Consider the following 15561-nt stretch of genomic DNA (forward strand, 5'->3'; position numbering starts at 1 on the left):
GATACGATTCGCAACTTTTTCAAAACCTTCCTGCTGGTGGAGCTGGTCAAGGGCCTGATGCTGACCGGGCGCTATTTCTTTGCCCGCAAGATCACCGTCCAGTTCCCGGAAGAGAAGACGCCGATTTCCCCACGCTTCCGTGGCCTGCATGCGCAGCGCCGCTATGCCAACGGTGAAGAGCGTTGCATTGCCTGTAAGTTGTGCGAGGCAGTGTGCCCGGCAATGGCCATCTCGATCGAGTCTGAGCAACGTGAAGATGGCACGCGCCGTACTTCCCGCTACGACATCGATCTGACCAAGTGCATTTTCTGCGGTTTCTGCGAAGAGGCCTGCCCCGTCGACGCAATCGTGGAAACGCACATCTTCGAATACCACGGTGAAAAACGTGGCGACCTGTACTACACCAAGCCGATGCTGTTGGCGGTTGGCGACAAGTACGAGGCCGAAATCGCTGCCAACAAGGCGGCGGATGCCAAGTACCGCTAAGGGGGCCTCATGAGCATGACTACGGTTATTTTCTACATCCTGTCCGCCATTTTGCTGTTTGCGGCGATACGGGTGGTCACTGCCAAGAACCCGGTTCACGCCGTGTTGTACTTGGTGCTGGCTTTCTTCACCAGCTCTGGTCATTGGCTACTGCTGCAGTCCGAGTTCCTGGCCATTACCCTGGTACTGGTTTATGTGGGCGCGGTGATGGTGCTGTTCCTGTTTGTGGTGATGATGCTGGACATCAACGTGGAAAAACTGCGCGAGGGTTTCTGGCGCAATTTCCCGGTGGCTGCCACCGTTGGCCTGATCATGGCTTTCGAAATGGTGCTGATCCTGACCAATCCGCATACCGGTCTGGCTGACTACAAAGCCGGTGCGGCGCTGGCGGCTGATGCCAGCAATGTGAAGGTACTGGGTCGCCAGCTGTACACCACCTACCTGCTGCCGTTCGAACTGGCTGCTGTGGTGCTGTTGGTGGCCATGGTGGCTGCCATCGGTCTGACCCAGCGTAGCCGCAAGGACACCAAGGTGGTGGATGCTGCAGATCAGGTCAAGGTTCGCAGTCAGGACCGTGTGCGCATCGTGAAGATGCAAGCCGAAAAAAATGTGGAAGCGGCCGATACTGCCGAGTCCGGTGAGCAACAGGCCTGACGGCCGAACAACATAAGGGAGGAAATGTGCTGACACTAACTCACTTCCTGGTGCTGGCCGCAATCCTGTTTGCCATCAGCGTGCTGGGGATTTTCCTGAACCGGAAGAACCTGATCGTGCTGTTGATGGCCATCGAACTGATGCTGCTGGCAGTGAATTTCAATTTCATTGCCTTCTCGCATTACCTGTCCGATACAGCAGGCCAGATTTTCGTATTCTTCATCCTGACGGTAGCAGCGGCAGAGTCGGCCATTGGTCTGGCCATTCTGGTGGTGCTGTTCCGCAATATGCGGACCATCAACGTTGAAGACCTGGGCAGCCTCAAGGGCTAAGGCAAACCGGTTACCAAACTACAAAGCACACAAGCATGGATATGAAAAGCTTATACCTGCTGATTGCGCTCTCACCACTGGTGGGATCCATCATCGCAGGCTTGTTTGGATGGGCAATCGGCCGCCGCGCTTCCCACGTCGTGACGATTCTCGGCGTGGCAGTCTCGGCAGCCCTGTCCTTCAAGGTACTTTATGCCTTCCTTAGCGGGCAGGCAGAAGTCTTCAACGCGCCGGTCTATACCTGGCTGACCGTCGGTGGCTATGAGTTCTCCGTCGGCTTCCTGGTGGATTCGCTGACGGCAATGATGCTGGTGGTCGTGACCTTCGTGTCGCTGATGGTGCATATCTACACCATCGGCTATATGCAGGAAGATCCCGGCTATCAGCGCTTCTTCAGCTATATCTCGCTGTTTACCTTCTCGATGCTGATGCTGGTGATGAGCAACAACTTCATCCAGCTGTTCTTCGGTTGGGAAGCGGTGGGCCTGGTGTCCTACCTGCTGATCGGCTTCTGGTTCAAGCGTCCGACCGCGATCTACGCCAACCTGAAAGCCTTCCTGGTCAACCGTGTGGGTGACTTCGGTTTCCTGCTGGGCATCGGCTTGGTACTGGCTTACTTCGGCGGTTCGCTGAATTACAGCGATGTATTCGCTGCAGCACCGGCGCTGGCCAGCAAAACCATCCAGATCATCCCGGGCCACGACTGGTCGCTGCTGAGCGTTACCTGCATCCTGCTGTTCATCGGTGCCATGGGTAAGTCGGCACAGTTCCCGCTGCACGTGTGGCTGCCGGACTCGATGGAAGGTCCGACTCCGATCTCCGCGCTGATCCACGCCGCCACCATGGTGACGGCCGGTATCTTCATGGTGTCGCGCATGAGCCCGCTGTTCGAACTGTCCGATACTGCGCTGAACGTGATCCTGGTGGCTGGTTCGATCACCGCGCTGTTCATGGGCTTCCTTGGCATCGTGCAGAATGACATCAAGCGCGTGGTGGCTTATTCCACCCTGTCGCAGCTCGGTTACATGACGGTTGCCCTGGGCGCTTCGGCCTACCCGGTCGCCATGTTCCATGTGATGACCCACGCCTTCTTCAAGGCACTGCTGTTCCTTGGCGCCGGTTCGGTCATCATGGGCATGCACCATGATCAGGACATGCGCAATATGGGCGGCCTGCGCAAGTACATGCCGATTACCTGGCTGACTTCGCTGCTGGGTTCGCTGGCGCTGATCGGTACCCCGTTCTTCTCCGGTTTCTATTCCAAAGACTCCATCATTGAAGCGGTACAGCTGTCGCACCTGCCGGCAGCCAGTTTTGCCTACTTCGCGGTGATTGCCGGTGTGTTCGTGACGGCCTTCTACTCCTTCCGCATGTACTTCCTGGTCTTCCATGGCAAGGAACGCTGGATGGAGAAAAAGGATGATCACCATCACGGTCACGACGACCATGACCATCACCATGGTCTGGGTCCGAATGACAAGCCGCATGAATCGCCGTGGGTGGTGACCCTGCCGCTGGTGCTGTTGGCCATTCCGTCGGTACTGGTTGGTTTCTTCGCCATCGAACCGCTGGTTTACGGTTCCTTCTTCAAGGGTGTCATCGCCATTCACAGCGAGGCACACCCGGCACTGGAAGAACTGGCGCATGAATTCCACGGTGCCAGCGCCATGGGCATGCACGCCTTTACCTCGCTGCCTTTCCTGCTGGCCCTGGCCGGTGTGGTGACAGCCTGGTTCTTCTACATGAAGGCTCCGCAGATTCCGGCCGCCATCAAGCAGAAGTTCAGCTTCATCAATCAGGTACTGGAAAACAAGTACTACCTGGACGAGCTGTACTACGCCGTGTTCGCCAAGGGCTCGCGCGCCCTGGGTACCTTCTTCTGGAAGGTGGGTGACATGCTGCTGATCGATGGCCTGGTGGTGAATGGTGCAGCCAAGCTGGTGGGAACCTTCTCCAAGCTGGTACGCAAGCTGCAGACCGGTTTCATCTACAGCTACGCCATGACCATGATTATCGGCGTGCTGGCATTGATGACGCTGTGGTTCTCGCAGATCATCCTGCGCTAAGGCCCAGACCTCTGGAATTGGAATAACTACTTAGGTTTTGACTATGTTCACAAATCAGTTAAGTCTGGTGATCTGGGCCCCTATCGTGGCCGGGTTGCTGGTGCTGGCTACGGGAGGAGACCAACGGGCCAATCTGGCCCGCTGGCTGGCAGTAGCCGGTGCCTTGATCGGTTTCCTGCTGTCTCTGCCGCTGTTTACCGGCTTCGACAACCTCAACGGTGGCATGCAGTTTGAGGAAGTGAAGCCGTGGATTGCCTCGTTCGGCATCCAGTACCACCTGGGCGTGGACGGCATTTCCATGCTGTTCGTCATCCTCAACAGCTTCACCACTCTGATGGTGGTGCTGGCTGGCTGGCAGGTCATCCAGAAGCGTCCGGCGCAGTACATGGCCGCCTTCCTGATCATGTCTGGTCTGATCAACGGTGCGTTCGCCGCACTGGATGCCATCCTGTTCTATGTCTTCTTTGAAGGCATGCTGATTCCGATGTATCTCATCATCGGTGTCTGGGGTGGTCCGCGTCGTGTGTATGCGTCTTTCAAGTTTTTCCTGTACACCCTGCTCGGCTCGCTGCTGATGCTGGTGGCCTTGATCTACCTGTACTTCCAGGCTGGCAAGACCTTCGACATCCAGGCTTTCCAGGCGATTGCCAAGATTCCGCTGAACGTGCAGATCCTGCTGTTCATCGCCTTCTTCCTGTCGTTTGCAGTCAAGGTACCGATGTGGCCGGTTCATACCTGGTTGCCGGATGCCCACGTTGAAGCCCCGACTGGCGGCTCCATGGTGCTGGCAGCGATTACCCTGAAGATCGGTGCTTATGGTTTCTTGCGGTTTGCCCTGCCCATCCTGCCGGATGCGGCACGTGAACTGTCGTGGATCATGGTGGCGCTGTCGCTGGTAGCCGTGGTGTATATCGGCCTGGTGGCGCTGGTACAGAGCGATATGAAGAAACTGGTGGCTTACTCCTCCATTTCTCACATGGGCTTCGTTACCCTGGGTCTGTTCATGTTCAGCGGTTCGCACCTGAACCAGTGGGCTGTGGAAGGTGCGCTGGTTCAGATGGTGTCGCACGGCTTTGTTTCCGCCGGCATGTTCTTCTGTATCGGTGTGATGTATGACCGCGTACACAGCCGCAACATTGCCGACTACGGTGGTGTGGCGAACAAGATGCCTATCTTTGCCGCTTTCATGATGCTGTTTGCCATGGCCAACTCCGGCCTGCCGGCTACTTCCGGTTTTGCCGGTGAGTTCATGGTGATCATGGGCGCAGTTCAGGTGAATTTCTGGTATGCGGCTCTGGCTGCCACTACGCTGATCTTTGGCGCTGCCTACACCCTGTGGATGTACAAGCGGGTGATCTTCGGCGAGGTGAGCAATCACCATGTGGAAGAAATGGCTGATGTGAACAAACGCGAATTCCTGGTGCTGGCCGTGCTGGCCATTGCAGTGCTGGGCATGGGTCTGTACCCGCAAGGCTTCGTCGAAAAGATGCACCTGTCGGTGAATGACCTGATTGCGCATGTTGCGCAGACCAAGCTCTAAGGCCATAAGGAAAACATAATGAATTGGGCTGATCTGAACCTGATGCCTGCCTTGCCCGAACTGTTCATGTTCCTGGCGATGCTGGTCATCCTCATGCTCGATGCTTTCATTTCGGATGCGAAGCGCGGCATCACCTACGGCCTCACCCTGCTGACTCTGGCAGGCTGTGCGGCGCTGCAGGTGTATACCTACTCCGCCGTGCCGGTGCATAGTTTCTCCGGCATGTTTGTTAGCGATGCGCTGTCCAGTCTGGTGAAGCTGGCCATGTACGGCAGCACCGCCATGGTGCTGGTATACAGCCGTCAGTACATTGCTGATCGGGGTCTGTTCCGTGGCGAGTTCTTCACCCTGGCCGTGTTCGCCCTGCTGGGCATGAACATCATGGTGTCGGCGTCGCACTTCCTGTCGCTGTACATGGGCTTGGAACTGCTGTCGCTGTCGCTGTACTCGCTGATCGCCTTGCAACGTGATGAAGTGAAGGCAACCGAAGCTGCCATGAAATACTTCGTACTGGGTGCGCTGGCTTCCGGCCTGCTGCTCTACGGTATTTCCATGGTTTACGGTGCCACCGGCACGCTGGACCTGGCCTTGGTAGCCAAGGCCATCAAGATGCACACTGCCAACGATATGTTGCTGGTGTTTGGCCTGGTGTTCATCGTGGCTGGCTTGTGCTTCAAGCTGGGTACGGTTCCCTTCCATATGTGGGTACCGGACGTGTATCAGGGTTCGGCCACTGCCGTGACGCTGATGATTGGTGCTGCACCCAAGCTGGCTGCCTTTGTATTCGTGCTGCGCATCCTGGTGCAAGGCATGGAGGCCATGGTGGCTGACTGGCAAGCGATGCTGGCACTGGTTGCCGTGCTGTCGATGGCCATCGGTAACATCACCGCCATTGCTCAGACCAATATCAAGCGCATGCTGGCGTACTCCACCATCTCGCACATGGGCTTCCTGCTGCTTGGCCTGCTGGCCGGTACGCCGGAAGGCTATGCCGCTGCACTGTTCTACTCGCTGATCTATGTGCTGATGTCCATGGTGAGCTTCGGCATCCTGCTGGGTCTGTCCCGTGCCGGTTTCGAATGCGAAACCCTGGATGACCTGAAGGGCCTGAACAGCCGCAACAGCTGGTATGCCCTGCTGATGCTGCTGACCATGTTCTCCATGGCCGGTGTGCCGCCGCTGGCAGGTTTCTATGCCAAGTTTGCCGTGATCAAGGCTATCGTGGACATTCACCTGTACTGGCTGGCCATCATTGCCGTGATGATGTCGCTGATCGGTGCCTTCTACTACCTGCGCGTAGTGAAGAACATCTACTTTGATGAAGCCCAGGATACGTCGGCCATCGTGATGCGTGCTGACATGAAGCTGGTGCTGTCCATCAATGCACTGGCCTTGCTGGTGCTGGGCATGCTGCCGGAGCGTGTGATCGAGTTGTGCATTCAGGCGATGAAGCAATCGCTCACCGTTATCTGATAGGAAAGCTGCCAGCATGCAAGCCAGTGTTGCTACTTTGTTGATTGTCGCCTTTGTGGCAGCCAATCTGCCCTTCCTGACCCAGCGTCTGGGCGGTGTGATCCGCATGGGCAACAAGCACTTTGGCTGGCGCTTGCTGGAGCTGCTGGTGCTGTTTGTGCTGGTCGGTGTGTTTGCCCGCTTTCTGGAAGCGCGGCAGATGCCTGTTCAGCCACAGCACTGGCAGTTTTACGTGACAACGGCGGCCCTGTTTTTGGTGTTCGCTTTCCCCGGGTTTGTGTATCAAACCTTTTGGAAGAAACGTAGCAGTTAAGCTGTACTGTGTTGTTGAAGAACCCGGCTCTGGCCGGGTTTTTTATTGGCTGTATGTGGATGAGACGCTTGTCAGCCCAGGCTGCTTTTCAGCAGAGTCTATGTCGTCGCCTGAAGTGGCGTGCAGTAGAGGTGAAACAAGGAGGCGGCTGGCAAAGACAAGAAAAACCCGGCGCGTAGCCGGGACAGTAGCAATCAGGCAGGAACTGAAACGCAAATTGCATCAATAGATGCGTTCCTCACCCTCTGGCCGGGTCTTGAAGCGCTTGTGCAGCCAGAAATACTGCGCAGGTACTTCGCGGATACGCTCCTCCAGAAAGGCATTCATGCGGCGGGTATCGGCTACCACGTCATCACTCGGATAGTTTTCCCAGGCCGGGTAGAACTCCAGCTCAAAGCGGTTCCCAACCCGGCGTGCAATCAAGGGTACAACGCGCGCCTTGGCCAGCTTGCTGATGCGCGACAAGCCGGTAATGGTCGCGGCGTCTTTTTCAAAGAATTTCACGAAGACTGAGTCACGCGCGCCAAAATCCTGATCGGGCAGGTAGAGGAAGGGCGTATGCTCCTTGCGCATGGCCTTGATGATGGAGCGCAGCCCTTCATTACGCGGCACGATGTAGCAGTTGTCATAGCGCTGGCGACCCGCATAGATCTGTGCGTCCAGGGTGTCGTTTTTCTGCTGCGAATAAACACTGACCAGCGGCAGCACCTGATTGAGCGCAAACACGCACATTTCAAAGCCGACAAAGTGCGGATAGAACAGGATGACATCCTCGCCCTTGGCCCGCAGCTCTTCCACGATATGCAGATTCTTGATGGTGACCAGCTTGCGGATACGCTCGGCTGAGCTCCACCAGGCCACGCCATATTCCAGCGCCAGCCGGATCATGAAGCCGAAGTTGGCCTTGACCAGCTGGACACGCTCGGCTTCCGTCATCTGTGGGAAACACAGCCGCAGATTGGTTAGCCCTACCTTGCGACGATCTGCCGCCAGGTGGTAGGCAAGCAGGCCAATGGCATCAGCCAGCATGCCAATGGCCCACATGGGCAGCAGGCGAATCAGCCACAACAGGGCAAAAGCGATCTTCATGGGTTTCCTTGCAGATGGTCTGGCGGAGTGACGCCGGCCGGACATTTGTAACGGTTATAGCTCCACAGGTATTGGCTGGGGAAGCGGCGGATCAGGTTTTCCACAGTGTGGTTGAGCAAGGCGCAGTCGGCATCCTTGTCACCGCTGAAAGGCTGCGGCATGGACTCAATATGCACGACAAAGCCCTCTCCCTGTGGCAGGCGCTCGCCGACGAAGAACAACACCTCGACCCCGCTCACCTGTGCCAGACGCGGCACCAGACTCATGGTGTAGGCCGGTTTGCCAAAAAAAGGCGCCCATACACCCTCGCCATTGCCCGGAACCTGGTCGGGCAGGATGATGGTTGCCTCGCCGGACTTCAATGCTTTCATCAGGATTCTGACGCCGGCACCGGTGGCCGGCGCAGTCTTGCCCTTGCCTCTGGCCCGGCCAGCCTGCATGACCGGCTCCAGCCAGCCAAGCTTGGGCGGGCGATACATGGCGGTAAGCGGAAAGGGCAGGCGCGAGCTGATATAGCGTCCTGCGATATCGTAGCTGCCCAGGTGTGGGGTAACGAACACGATGCCGCGACCAGCCTGCAATGCCGCTTCCACGTGCTGCCAGCCGTGACATGCCTTGACCAGCGCCGCGATGTCTTCCGGCTCTCGACACCAGGCAATGGACAATTCCAATGCACCTTTGCCGGTTTCTCGTGCGGATTGTTTGACTAGTCCTTGTAAAACCTGATAATTTTCACAGATTTTACTCGACGCCAGATTATCTCTCATCCTTTGCGCATAGCGGGGGGAGGCGAGATAAGTTAGCCGCCCCAGTATGGCGCCGAGACTTTGCAGCCACGACAGCGGCAAACGCGCCAGCAAGGACAACATGAGTTGGACCAGCTTGGACATGGTTTAGTCAGTGGTGATCGTAAAGCGGCCTATTTTATCATCACACTGTTTTGCTTTATTCGGGAATCAACAAACAAATGAGCGAATATCTGTTTACGTCGGAGTCGGTATCGGAAGGCCATCCGGACAAAGTCGCCGACCAAATCTCTGATGCCATCCTCGATGCCATCCTGCGCGAAGACAAATACGCTCGCGTTGCTGCCGAAACGCTGGTCAATACCGGTCTGGTAGTGCTGGCTGGCGAGATCACCACCTCGGCCAATATCGACTACATCAAGGTCGCACGCGAAACCATCAAGCGCATCGGCTACGACAACTCCGAACTGGGCTTCGACTACCACGGCTGCGCCGTCATGGCCTGCTACGACAAGCAGTCGCAAGACATCGCACAAGGTGTCAACGAAGGCGAAGGCATGGACCTGAACCAGGGTGCTGGTGACCAGGGCCTGATGTTCGGCTACGCCTGCGATGAAACCCCGACGCTGATGCCTTTCCCCATCTATTACGCCCATCGTCTGGTACAGCGCCAGGCCGAATTGCGCAAGGATGGCCGTCTGCCGTGGCTGCGTCCGGATGCCAAGAGCCAGATCACCTGCGTCTACGATGGCGAAACCGGTCTGCCCAAGCGCATTGACACCGTGGTTCTGTCCACCCAGCACAGCCCGGAAATCGATCACAAGACGCTGACCGAAGCCGTGATCGAAGACATCATCAAGCCGGTGCTGCCGCCGGAAATGCTGACTGCCGAAACCAAATACCTGGTCAACCCGACCGGGCGCTTCGTCATTGGCGGCCCGATGGGCGATTGCGGCCTGACCGGTCGCAAGATCATTGTCGATACCTACGGCGGTGCTGCACCGCACGGCGGTGGTGCTTTCTCCGGCAAGGACCCGTCCAAGGTCGACCGCTCGGCAGCCTATGCTGGCCGTTACGTGGCCAAGAACATCGTAGCCGCCGGCCTGGCGCGTCAATGCCAGATTCAGGTTTCTTACGCGATCGGTGTGGCTGAGCCGACCTCGATTGCTGTGGATACCTTCGGCACCAACAAGATCCCGAACGAAAAGATCGTGGAGCTGGTGAAGAAGCATTTCGACCTGCGTCCGAAAGGCATCATCCAGATGCTGGACCTGCTGCGTCCGATCTACGGCAAAACCGCCGCTTACGGCCACTTTGGCCGCGAAGAGCCGGAATTCACCTGGGAACGCACCGACAAGGTAGAGGCCCTGCGCGCAGACGCTGGCCTGTAAGCTGGCAGAAGCTTAAAGCAAGGCAAAAGCACCGGATGTGAATCCGGTGCTTTTTTTATGCACTGAAACCGAACATGGCTCTTGCGGCAGGCAAAAAAAGAGGGCGCCGAAGCGCCCCTAAGTCCCTTACCACAACAAGTAAATCGGTATTGGTCTGCTGTTATTCCACACGTTCGCCATGCAGAACCACGTCCAGGCCTTCACGTTCTTCGTCTTCAGCCACACGCAGACCCACGACCAGATCAATCAATTTCAGCAGGATGAAGGTGATGATGGCGCAGTACACCACGGTCACACCCACACCCAGTGCTTGTGTCGCCAGGCTGCCTTCCGATCCGCCAATGCTCTTAACCGCGAATACACCGGTCAGCAGCGCACCCACAATACCGCCCACACCATGCACACCGAAGGCATCCAGCGAGTCGTCATAGCCCAGCATGTGTTTCAGGCCAGTGGCACCCCAGAAGCAGATTGCCCCGGCAGCAGCACCGATAACCAGCGCGCCTTTCACATCCACGAAGCCAGCCGCAGGGGTAATGGCAACCAGACCAGCCACTGCACCAGATGCCAGACCCAGTACCGACGGTTTACGCTTGGTCACCCATTCAACCAGCATCCAGGCCAGGGCCGCAGTGCCAGTAGCAACTTGGGTGGTCATCATCGCCATGCCGGCACGACCATCGGCAGCAACGGCGGAGCCGGCGTTAAAGCCAAACCAGCCAAACCACAGCATGGAAGCACCAATCAGGGTCAGAATCAGGTTGTGCGGCGGCATGGCTTCCTTGCCAAAACCCACACGTTTGCCCATGACCAGTGCACAGATCAGGCCTGCGATACCGGCATTGATATGCACCACGGTGCCACCAGCGAAATCCAGCACACCCTTGTCAGCCATCCAGCCGCCCGGAGCCCAGACCCAGTGCGCAACCGGTACGTAAACCAGCAGCGACCACAGCGCGGTGAAGATCAGTAGTGCAGAAAACTTCATCCGCTCGGCAAAGGCGCCGGTGATCAGGGCCGGAGTGATGATGGCGAAGGTCATCTGGAACATCATGAACACCGACTCCGGGATGGTTCCAGCCGACGGGTGCACTGCAATCTTCTTGGTGTCCGCCAGGTAATCCATGCCACTCAGCAGGAAACGGCTCAGGTCGCCCAGGTAGGGGCTGCCTACGGTAAAGGCCAGGCTGTAACCGATAACGGCCCACAGTACGGTCACCAGTGCGGTGATGGCAAAGCTCTGCATCAGCGTGGCCAGCACGTTTTTCTTGCGGACCATGCCGCCGTAGAACAGTGCCAGACCCGGAATGGTCATGAACAGCACCAGTGCGGTGGAAGTCAGCATCCAGGCGGTATCGCCCGAATTGATGACCTTGAAATCGGCCATGGCCGGGCCGGCCGGTGCATCAGCCAGAACCGGGAGTGCCAGCGCCAGCAGGCCGGTACCCAATGCAGCAAATTTTTTCTTCATTTCATTTCCCCTGTAGAGCGTGGCTTAAACCGCGTCGATACCGGTTTCCCCGGTCCGGATCCGCACGATTTGTTCAAGGTCGAAGACAAAAATCTTGCCATCACCGATTTTGCCGGTACGAGCCGATTTCTCGATGGCCTCAACCACTTGGTCGAGCAGGTTGTCATCGATGGCGATTTCCAGTTTTACCTTCGGCAGAAAGTCCACTACGTATTCGGCACCGCGGTAGAGCTCGGTGTGACCCTTCTGACGACCAAAGCCTTTTACTTCCGTGACGGTAATGCCTTGTACGCCAATGGCGGATAGCGCTTCACGTACTTCATCAAGCTTGAACGGCTTGATCACGGCGGTGACCAGTTTCATGTTCACTCCTTTGTAATGGACCCAGATGTGTATTTGCCTAGCTGATGGAGGTCATTGCATAAACCGTGCCAGCTTGCTATCTGACTGTTAGCTAAGAAATTTCTTTGCAACAACTGGCATTTGCCAGCTGAAACTAGGCATCGGCACCACTGAGGAGCATTTATCATAAATAGACTGCACCGCTTTGGTGCGCCAGGGCAAAACTGCAGTGCGGAAGGGATTTTGCTAAACTCAACACAGATCATCGAACCCACCGTCCTAAGGAGAGCTGAAATGTTGAGTCAGAAATTGTTTGAGGAAATCAGCGCCAAGATCAGCGATACCATCGCTGCCAGTCCGGCCAAGGATATCGAAAAGAATATCAAGGCCATGATGGCATCGACTTTTTCCCGTATGGATCTGGTGACCCGGGAAGAGTTTGATGTCCAGCAAGAAGTATTGGTCCGTACCCGCGAAAAGCTGACTGCTCTGGAAGCGCGGCTTGCCCGGCTGGAAAACCAGCTTTTCCCAGAAGAAGCCCAAGCTAAGTCTGAAGCTCAGGCCGAGCTGGGACACTCCTGATCGACGATGGCGCTTGCCGTTGTCGCAAGCCGCGCACTGGCGGGGCTGCAGGCTCCGGAAGTTGCGGTTGAAGTACACCTGGCCAATGGACTGCCGCAATTCACCATCGTTGGGCTGCCCGATACCGAGGTAAAGGAAAGCCGTGACCGTGTGCGAGCTGCCATCATCAATTCCGGTTTTGAGTTTCCCGCCCGCCGCATTACTGTCAATCTGGCACCGGCAGATCTGCCCAAGGATTCCGGCCGTTTTGATCTGCCGATTGCCATTGGCATTCTGGCTGCGGCTGGCCAACTGCAGTGTCCACAGCTGTCTGACTATGAGTTTGCTGGAGAGTTAGCACTCAGCGGGCAGTTAAGAGACATTCGGGGTGCATTGGCCATGGCCTGCCAGACCAGCCAGGCTGGCCGAATGTTTTTTTTGCCGCGTAACAGTGCTCTTGAAGCTGCACTGGTGTTGTCGGGAAGTGTCTATGCAGCCGACAGCCTGTTGCAGGTCTGTGCCCATCTCAATGGAGTGCAGTTGTGTGAACCCGTCTTGGTCAACCAGAACAGCATCAGTCCCGTTTATCCTGATCTGGCTGATGTAAAGGGCCAGCTAGCCGCACGGCACGCACTGGAAGTCGCAGCTGCAGGCGGACATAGCTTGTTGCTGGTCGGGCCTCCCGGTACGGGCAAGTCCATGCTGGCCTCGCGTCTGCCTGGCATTCTGCCCGCTATGGATGACCAGCAAGCATTGGAAACCGCCGCAATACAGTCGCTAGGTTCGCACGGTTTTCATACTGCACAGTGGCGGCAACGACCGTATCGTGCCCCGCACCATACCGCCTCGGCAGTCGCCCTTGTCGGGGGTGGATCTGATCCTCGTCCGGGTGAAATCAGCCTGGCACATCATGGTGTGTTGTTTCTGGACGAGTTGCCCGAGTTCGAGCGCAAAGTGTTGGAGGTGTTGCGTGAACCTTTGGAGTCGCAGGTAATCCATATTTCCCGTGCAGCACGGCAAGCGACCTTCCCAGCAGATTTTCAGCTGATTGCCGCCATGAATCCTTGTCCTTGCGGCTATCTGGGGCAGCCTTCCGGTCGTTGCCAGTGTACCCCGGAGCAGATTGCCCGCTATGTCGGTAAATTGTCGGGCCCCTTGTTGGACCGCATCGACATGCATGTACAGGTGGCCAACCTCAGCGCACAGGAGCTGACCAGTGATCAGCCTGCCGAGGCTAGCAGCAGCATTCGCCAGCGGGTACAGCATGCAAGAGACCGTCAGCTGCAAAGACAGGGGTGCTGTAATGCCCGTCTGGCCGGGACAGAGCTTGAGCGCCATCTGCATGCCAGTGCCGATGTCCTCGGCTTGTTGGCACAGGCCTTGGATCGCCTTGGCTTGTCCGCTAGAAGCTATCATCGGATACTGCGCATTGCGCGCACTGTGGCGGACATGGATGGCAGTGTGCGGCTCGGGCGGCAGCATATGCTGCAGGCCATCCAATTGCGACGTAGTGGATTGACCTTATAATGCTGTGAAATATATTTTCACTGAGTTTTAATAGATAATGAGCGGATTGACTGCATGGAAATGGTAGTAGTACATGGCTAATCGTGATGTGAAAAATTCGTCGCGTTCATCGTCCTCTGGGCGAGCGCGCACTGCCGGCAAAAGCGGTGGTGGTGGCATGGTGGCAGGCATTGTTATTGGCCTGATTGTCGGTGTTGCCGTTGCAGTTGGGCTGGCGATGTATTTGAATCGTTCTGCTACTCCCTTTTCCAACCTGGAAAAACTGGATCACAAAAATTCGTCATCTGAGGCTTCGGCTCCGTCGACAGAGTTGCTGGAGCCCGGTACCAAGATCGCCGATGTACAGCCTGCCGCTCCCGTAGCCTCGGCACCAGCGAAAGTCGAAGCTCCGCCTGTCCCACCTATGCCAGCCGAAGTGTCTCCTCCGGCCGCAACGCCTCCCGCAGCCAAGAGCAAGCCGGCTGCACCCGCTGCCAACACTAGCAAGGATGAGCAGCGTTTTGACTTCTACAAAATTCTGCCGGGTCAGGTAGATGCCGTCCCGGCTGATGGCAAGACAAATGGCAAGGAGCGGGAACCTTCCGCAGCTGCTCCGGCCAAAAAGGTCTACCTGCAGCTGGGCGCTTTCCAGAACGAAAACGAGGCTGACAATCTTAAGGCCAAGCTGGCCTTGCTGGGTGTGGAAGCCAAAATCCAGTCCGTGTCGTTGGCTGACAAGGGCATGGTGCATCGGGTGAGGGTGGGGCCGCTTAGCAAGCAAGAGGATGTGGACCGGATTCGCTCCCAACTGAAACAGGATGGTATCAATGCTGCCGTGGTCAAGGCAGAGTGAACGTCATAGCGTCTAAAGGATAAAAAATGAAAAAGTGGTTGATGATGGGCTTTCTGCTGCTGAGTGGCGCTGCCAGTGCCGCATCGGAGCTGGGTAAGGACTACATGCTGATGAGCAAGCCGCAGCCGGTAGCTAATCCGAAGAAAGTGGAAGTCATCGAATTCTTCTCCTATACCTGCATCCATTGTTTCCATCTTGACCCGCTGATCAGTGCCTGGGAAAAGAAAAAACCATCGTATGTTGATTATCGTCGCGAACAAATTGTCTGGCAGAAGCCGATGGAAGGATTTGCCCGACTGTTTGCCACGCTGAATGTGACCGGTTCGATGGAAAAGCTGAACAGCCCGGTGTTTGATGCAGTCATGCAGAAGAAAATCAACTTGGCTGATCCTGCGATATTGAGCGACTGGCTGAAAAAGCAGCCTGGTGTGAATGTCAGCAAGTTCATGCAGACCTACAATTCTTTCGGCATCAACAGCCAGGTTGCCCGTGCCAGCCAGATTACCCGTGCATACAATATCGAAGGTACGCCTACTATTGTGGTGAATGGCAAATATGCATTGGCACCTGCAACGCCGGAACGCTTGATCGAAGTGATGAATGATGTGATTGCCAAGGCCAAGGCTGAAAGCAATATCAAATAAGCTTGGTACTTTGCGGTGGTGTCAGAGCGCTTGTTCAGCTATTTTTGGTCAAGTGCTTGACGTCATCCGGTTAGTGCGATAAGATGCATTTCTC

The 15561-nt window shown here is 56.5% G+C and carries 16 protein-coding genes; 12 read left to right on the plus strand and 4 right to left on the minus strand.

Annotated features, from left to right (window positions below; translation table 11 throughout):
• Positions 1-6: 6 nt before the first annotated feature.
• Genes nuoI through DBR44_RS18245 form a run of 7 tightly spaced genes read left to right on the plus strand, consistent with a single transcriptional unit; the run spans position 7 to position 6864 of the window.
• Entirely contained in the window at positions 7-486 is a 480-nt protein-coding gene (gene nuoI, locus DBR44_RS18215) for an NADH-quinone oxidoreductase subunit NuoI (RefSeq protein WP_197077215.1), read from the plus strand.
• 9 nt (positions 487-495) lie between these two features.
• Positions 496-1140, plus strand: a complete 645-nt coding sequence (locus DBR44_RS18220) for an NADH-quinone oxidoreductase subunit J (protein WP_124645414.1) — start codon at positions 496-498, stop codon at positions 1138-1140.
• Between the two features lie 26 nt (positions 1141-1166).
• Positions 1167-1472 (plus strand): NADH-quinone oxidoreductase subunit NuoK, encoded by a 306-nt coding sequence (gene nuoK, locus DBR44_RS18225; protein ID WP_045847642.1) that lies wholly within the window; start codon positions 1167-1169, stop codon positions 1470-1472.
• A 35-nt stretch (positions 1473-1507) separates the two neighbouring features.
• Positions 1508-3538: an NADH-quinone oxidoreductase subunit L gene (gene nuoL / locus DBR44_RS18230; RefSeq protein ID WP_124645415.1), complete on the plus strand. Its 2031-nt coding sequence runs from the start codon at positions 1508-1510 to the stop codon at positions 3536-3538.
• 43 nt (positions 3539-3581) lie between these two features.
• Entirely contained in the window at positions 3582-5078 is a 1497-nt protein-coding gene (locus tag DBR44_RS18235; RefSeq protein WP_124645416.1) for an NADH-quinone oxidoreductase subunit M, read from the plus strand.
• 18 nt (positions 5079-5096) lie between these two features.
• Positions 5097-6551 carry an NADH-quinone oxidoreductase subunit NuoN gene (gene nuoN / locus DBR44_RS18240; RefSeq protein ID WP_124645417.1) on the plus strand — a complete coding sequence of 485 codons (1455 nt, stop codon included), beginning with the start codon at positions 5097-5099 and terminating at the stop codon, positions 6549-6551.
• Between the two features lie 16 nt (positions 6552-6567).
• Positions 6568-6864: a DUF2818 family protein gene (locus DBR44_RS18245; RefSeq protein WP_124645418.1), complete on the plus strand. Its 297-nt coding sequence runs from the start codon at positions 6568-6570 to the stop codon at positions 6862-6864.
• Positions 6865-7086: 222 nt separating this feature from the next.
• Here DBR44_RS18245 and DBR44_RS18250 read toward each other — a convergent pair whose 3' ends face one another.
• Together DBR44_RS18250 and DBR44_RS18255 are read right to left on the minus strand one after the other, a co-directional pair.
• Complete coding sequence (locus DBR44_RS18250; protein WP_124645419.1) at positions 7087-7953, minus strand: lipid A biosynthesis lauroyl acyltransferase; 867 nt, start codon at positions 7951-7953, stop codon at positions 7087-7089.
• Positions 7950-8843 (minus strand): lysophospholipid acyltransferase family protein, encoded by an 894-nt coding sequence (locus DBR44_RS18255; RefSeq protein ID WP_124645420.1) that lies wholly within the window; start codon positions 8841-8843, stop codon positions 7950-7952. Before DBR44_RS18255 ends, DBR44_RS18250 begins: the two co-directional genes overlap by 4 nt.
• 77 nt (positions 8844-8920) lie before the next feature.
• On the opposite strand from DBR44_RS18255, the gene metK reads away from it, so the two are divergent.
• Positions 8921-10090, plus strand: a complete 1170-nt coding sequence (metK, locus tag DBR44_RS18260) for a methionine adenosyltransferase (RefSeq protein ID WP_124645421.1) — start codon at positions 8921-8923, stop codon at positions 10088-10090.
• Positions 10091-10250: 160 nt separating this feature from the next.
• Here the strand turns inward: metK and DBR44_RS18265 are convergent, their stop codons facing one another.
• On the minus strand, positions 10251-11561 hold the full coding sequence (locus DBR44_RS18265) for an ammonium transporter (RefSeq protein WP_124645422.1): 1311 nt from the start codon (positions 11559-11561) through the stop codon (positions 10251-10253).
• A 24-nt stretch (positions 11562-11585) separates the two neighbouring features.
• Entirely contained in the window at positions 11586-11924 is a 339-nt protein-coding gene (gene glnK / locus DBR44_RS18270) for a P-II family nitrogen regulator (protein ID WP_124645423.1), read from the minus strand.
• Between the two features lie 273 nt (positions 11925-12197).
• Between glnK and DBR44_RS18275 the strand changes: the two genes are divergently transcribed.
• The 4 genes from DBR44_RS18275 to DBR44_RS18290 all read left to right on the plus strand — a co-directional run bounded on the left by DBR44_RS18275 (position 12198) and on the right by DBR44_RS18290 (position 15467).
• Positions 12198-12485, plus strand: a complete 288-nt coding sequence (locus DBR44_RS18275; RefSeq protein ID WP_124645424.1) for an accessory factor UbiK family protein — start codon at positions 12198-12200, stop codon at positions 12483-12485.
• A 6-nt stretch (positions 12486-12491) separates the two neighbouring features.
• Complete coding sequence (locus DBR44_RS18280; protein WP_124645425.1) at positions 12492-13991, plus strand: YifB family Mg chelatase-like AAA ATPase; 1500 nt, start codon at positions 12492-12494, stop codon at positions 13989-13991.
• Between the two features lie 73 nt (positions 13992-14064).
• Entirely contained in the window at positions 14065-14823 is a 759-nt protein-coding gene (locus tag DBR44_RS18285) for an SPOR domain-containing protein (protein WP_124645426.1), read from the plus strand.
• 26 nt (positions 14824-14849) lie between these two features.
• Complete coding sequence (locus DBR44_RS18290; RefSeq protein WP_124645427.1) at positions 14850-15467, plus strand: thiol:disulfide interchange protein DsbA/DsbL; 618 nt, start codon at positions 14850-14852, stop codon at positions 15465-15467.
• The last annotated feature ends 94 nt before the right edge of the window (positions 15468-15561 follow it).

Source organism: Aquitalea sp. FJL05, from assembly GCF_003852595.1.
GTDB classification, from domain to species: Bacteria; Pseudomonadota; Gammaproteobacteria; order Burkholderiales; family Chromobacteriaceae; genus Aquitalea; species Aquitalea aquatilis.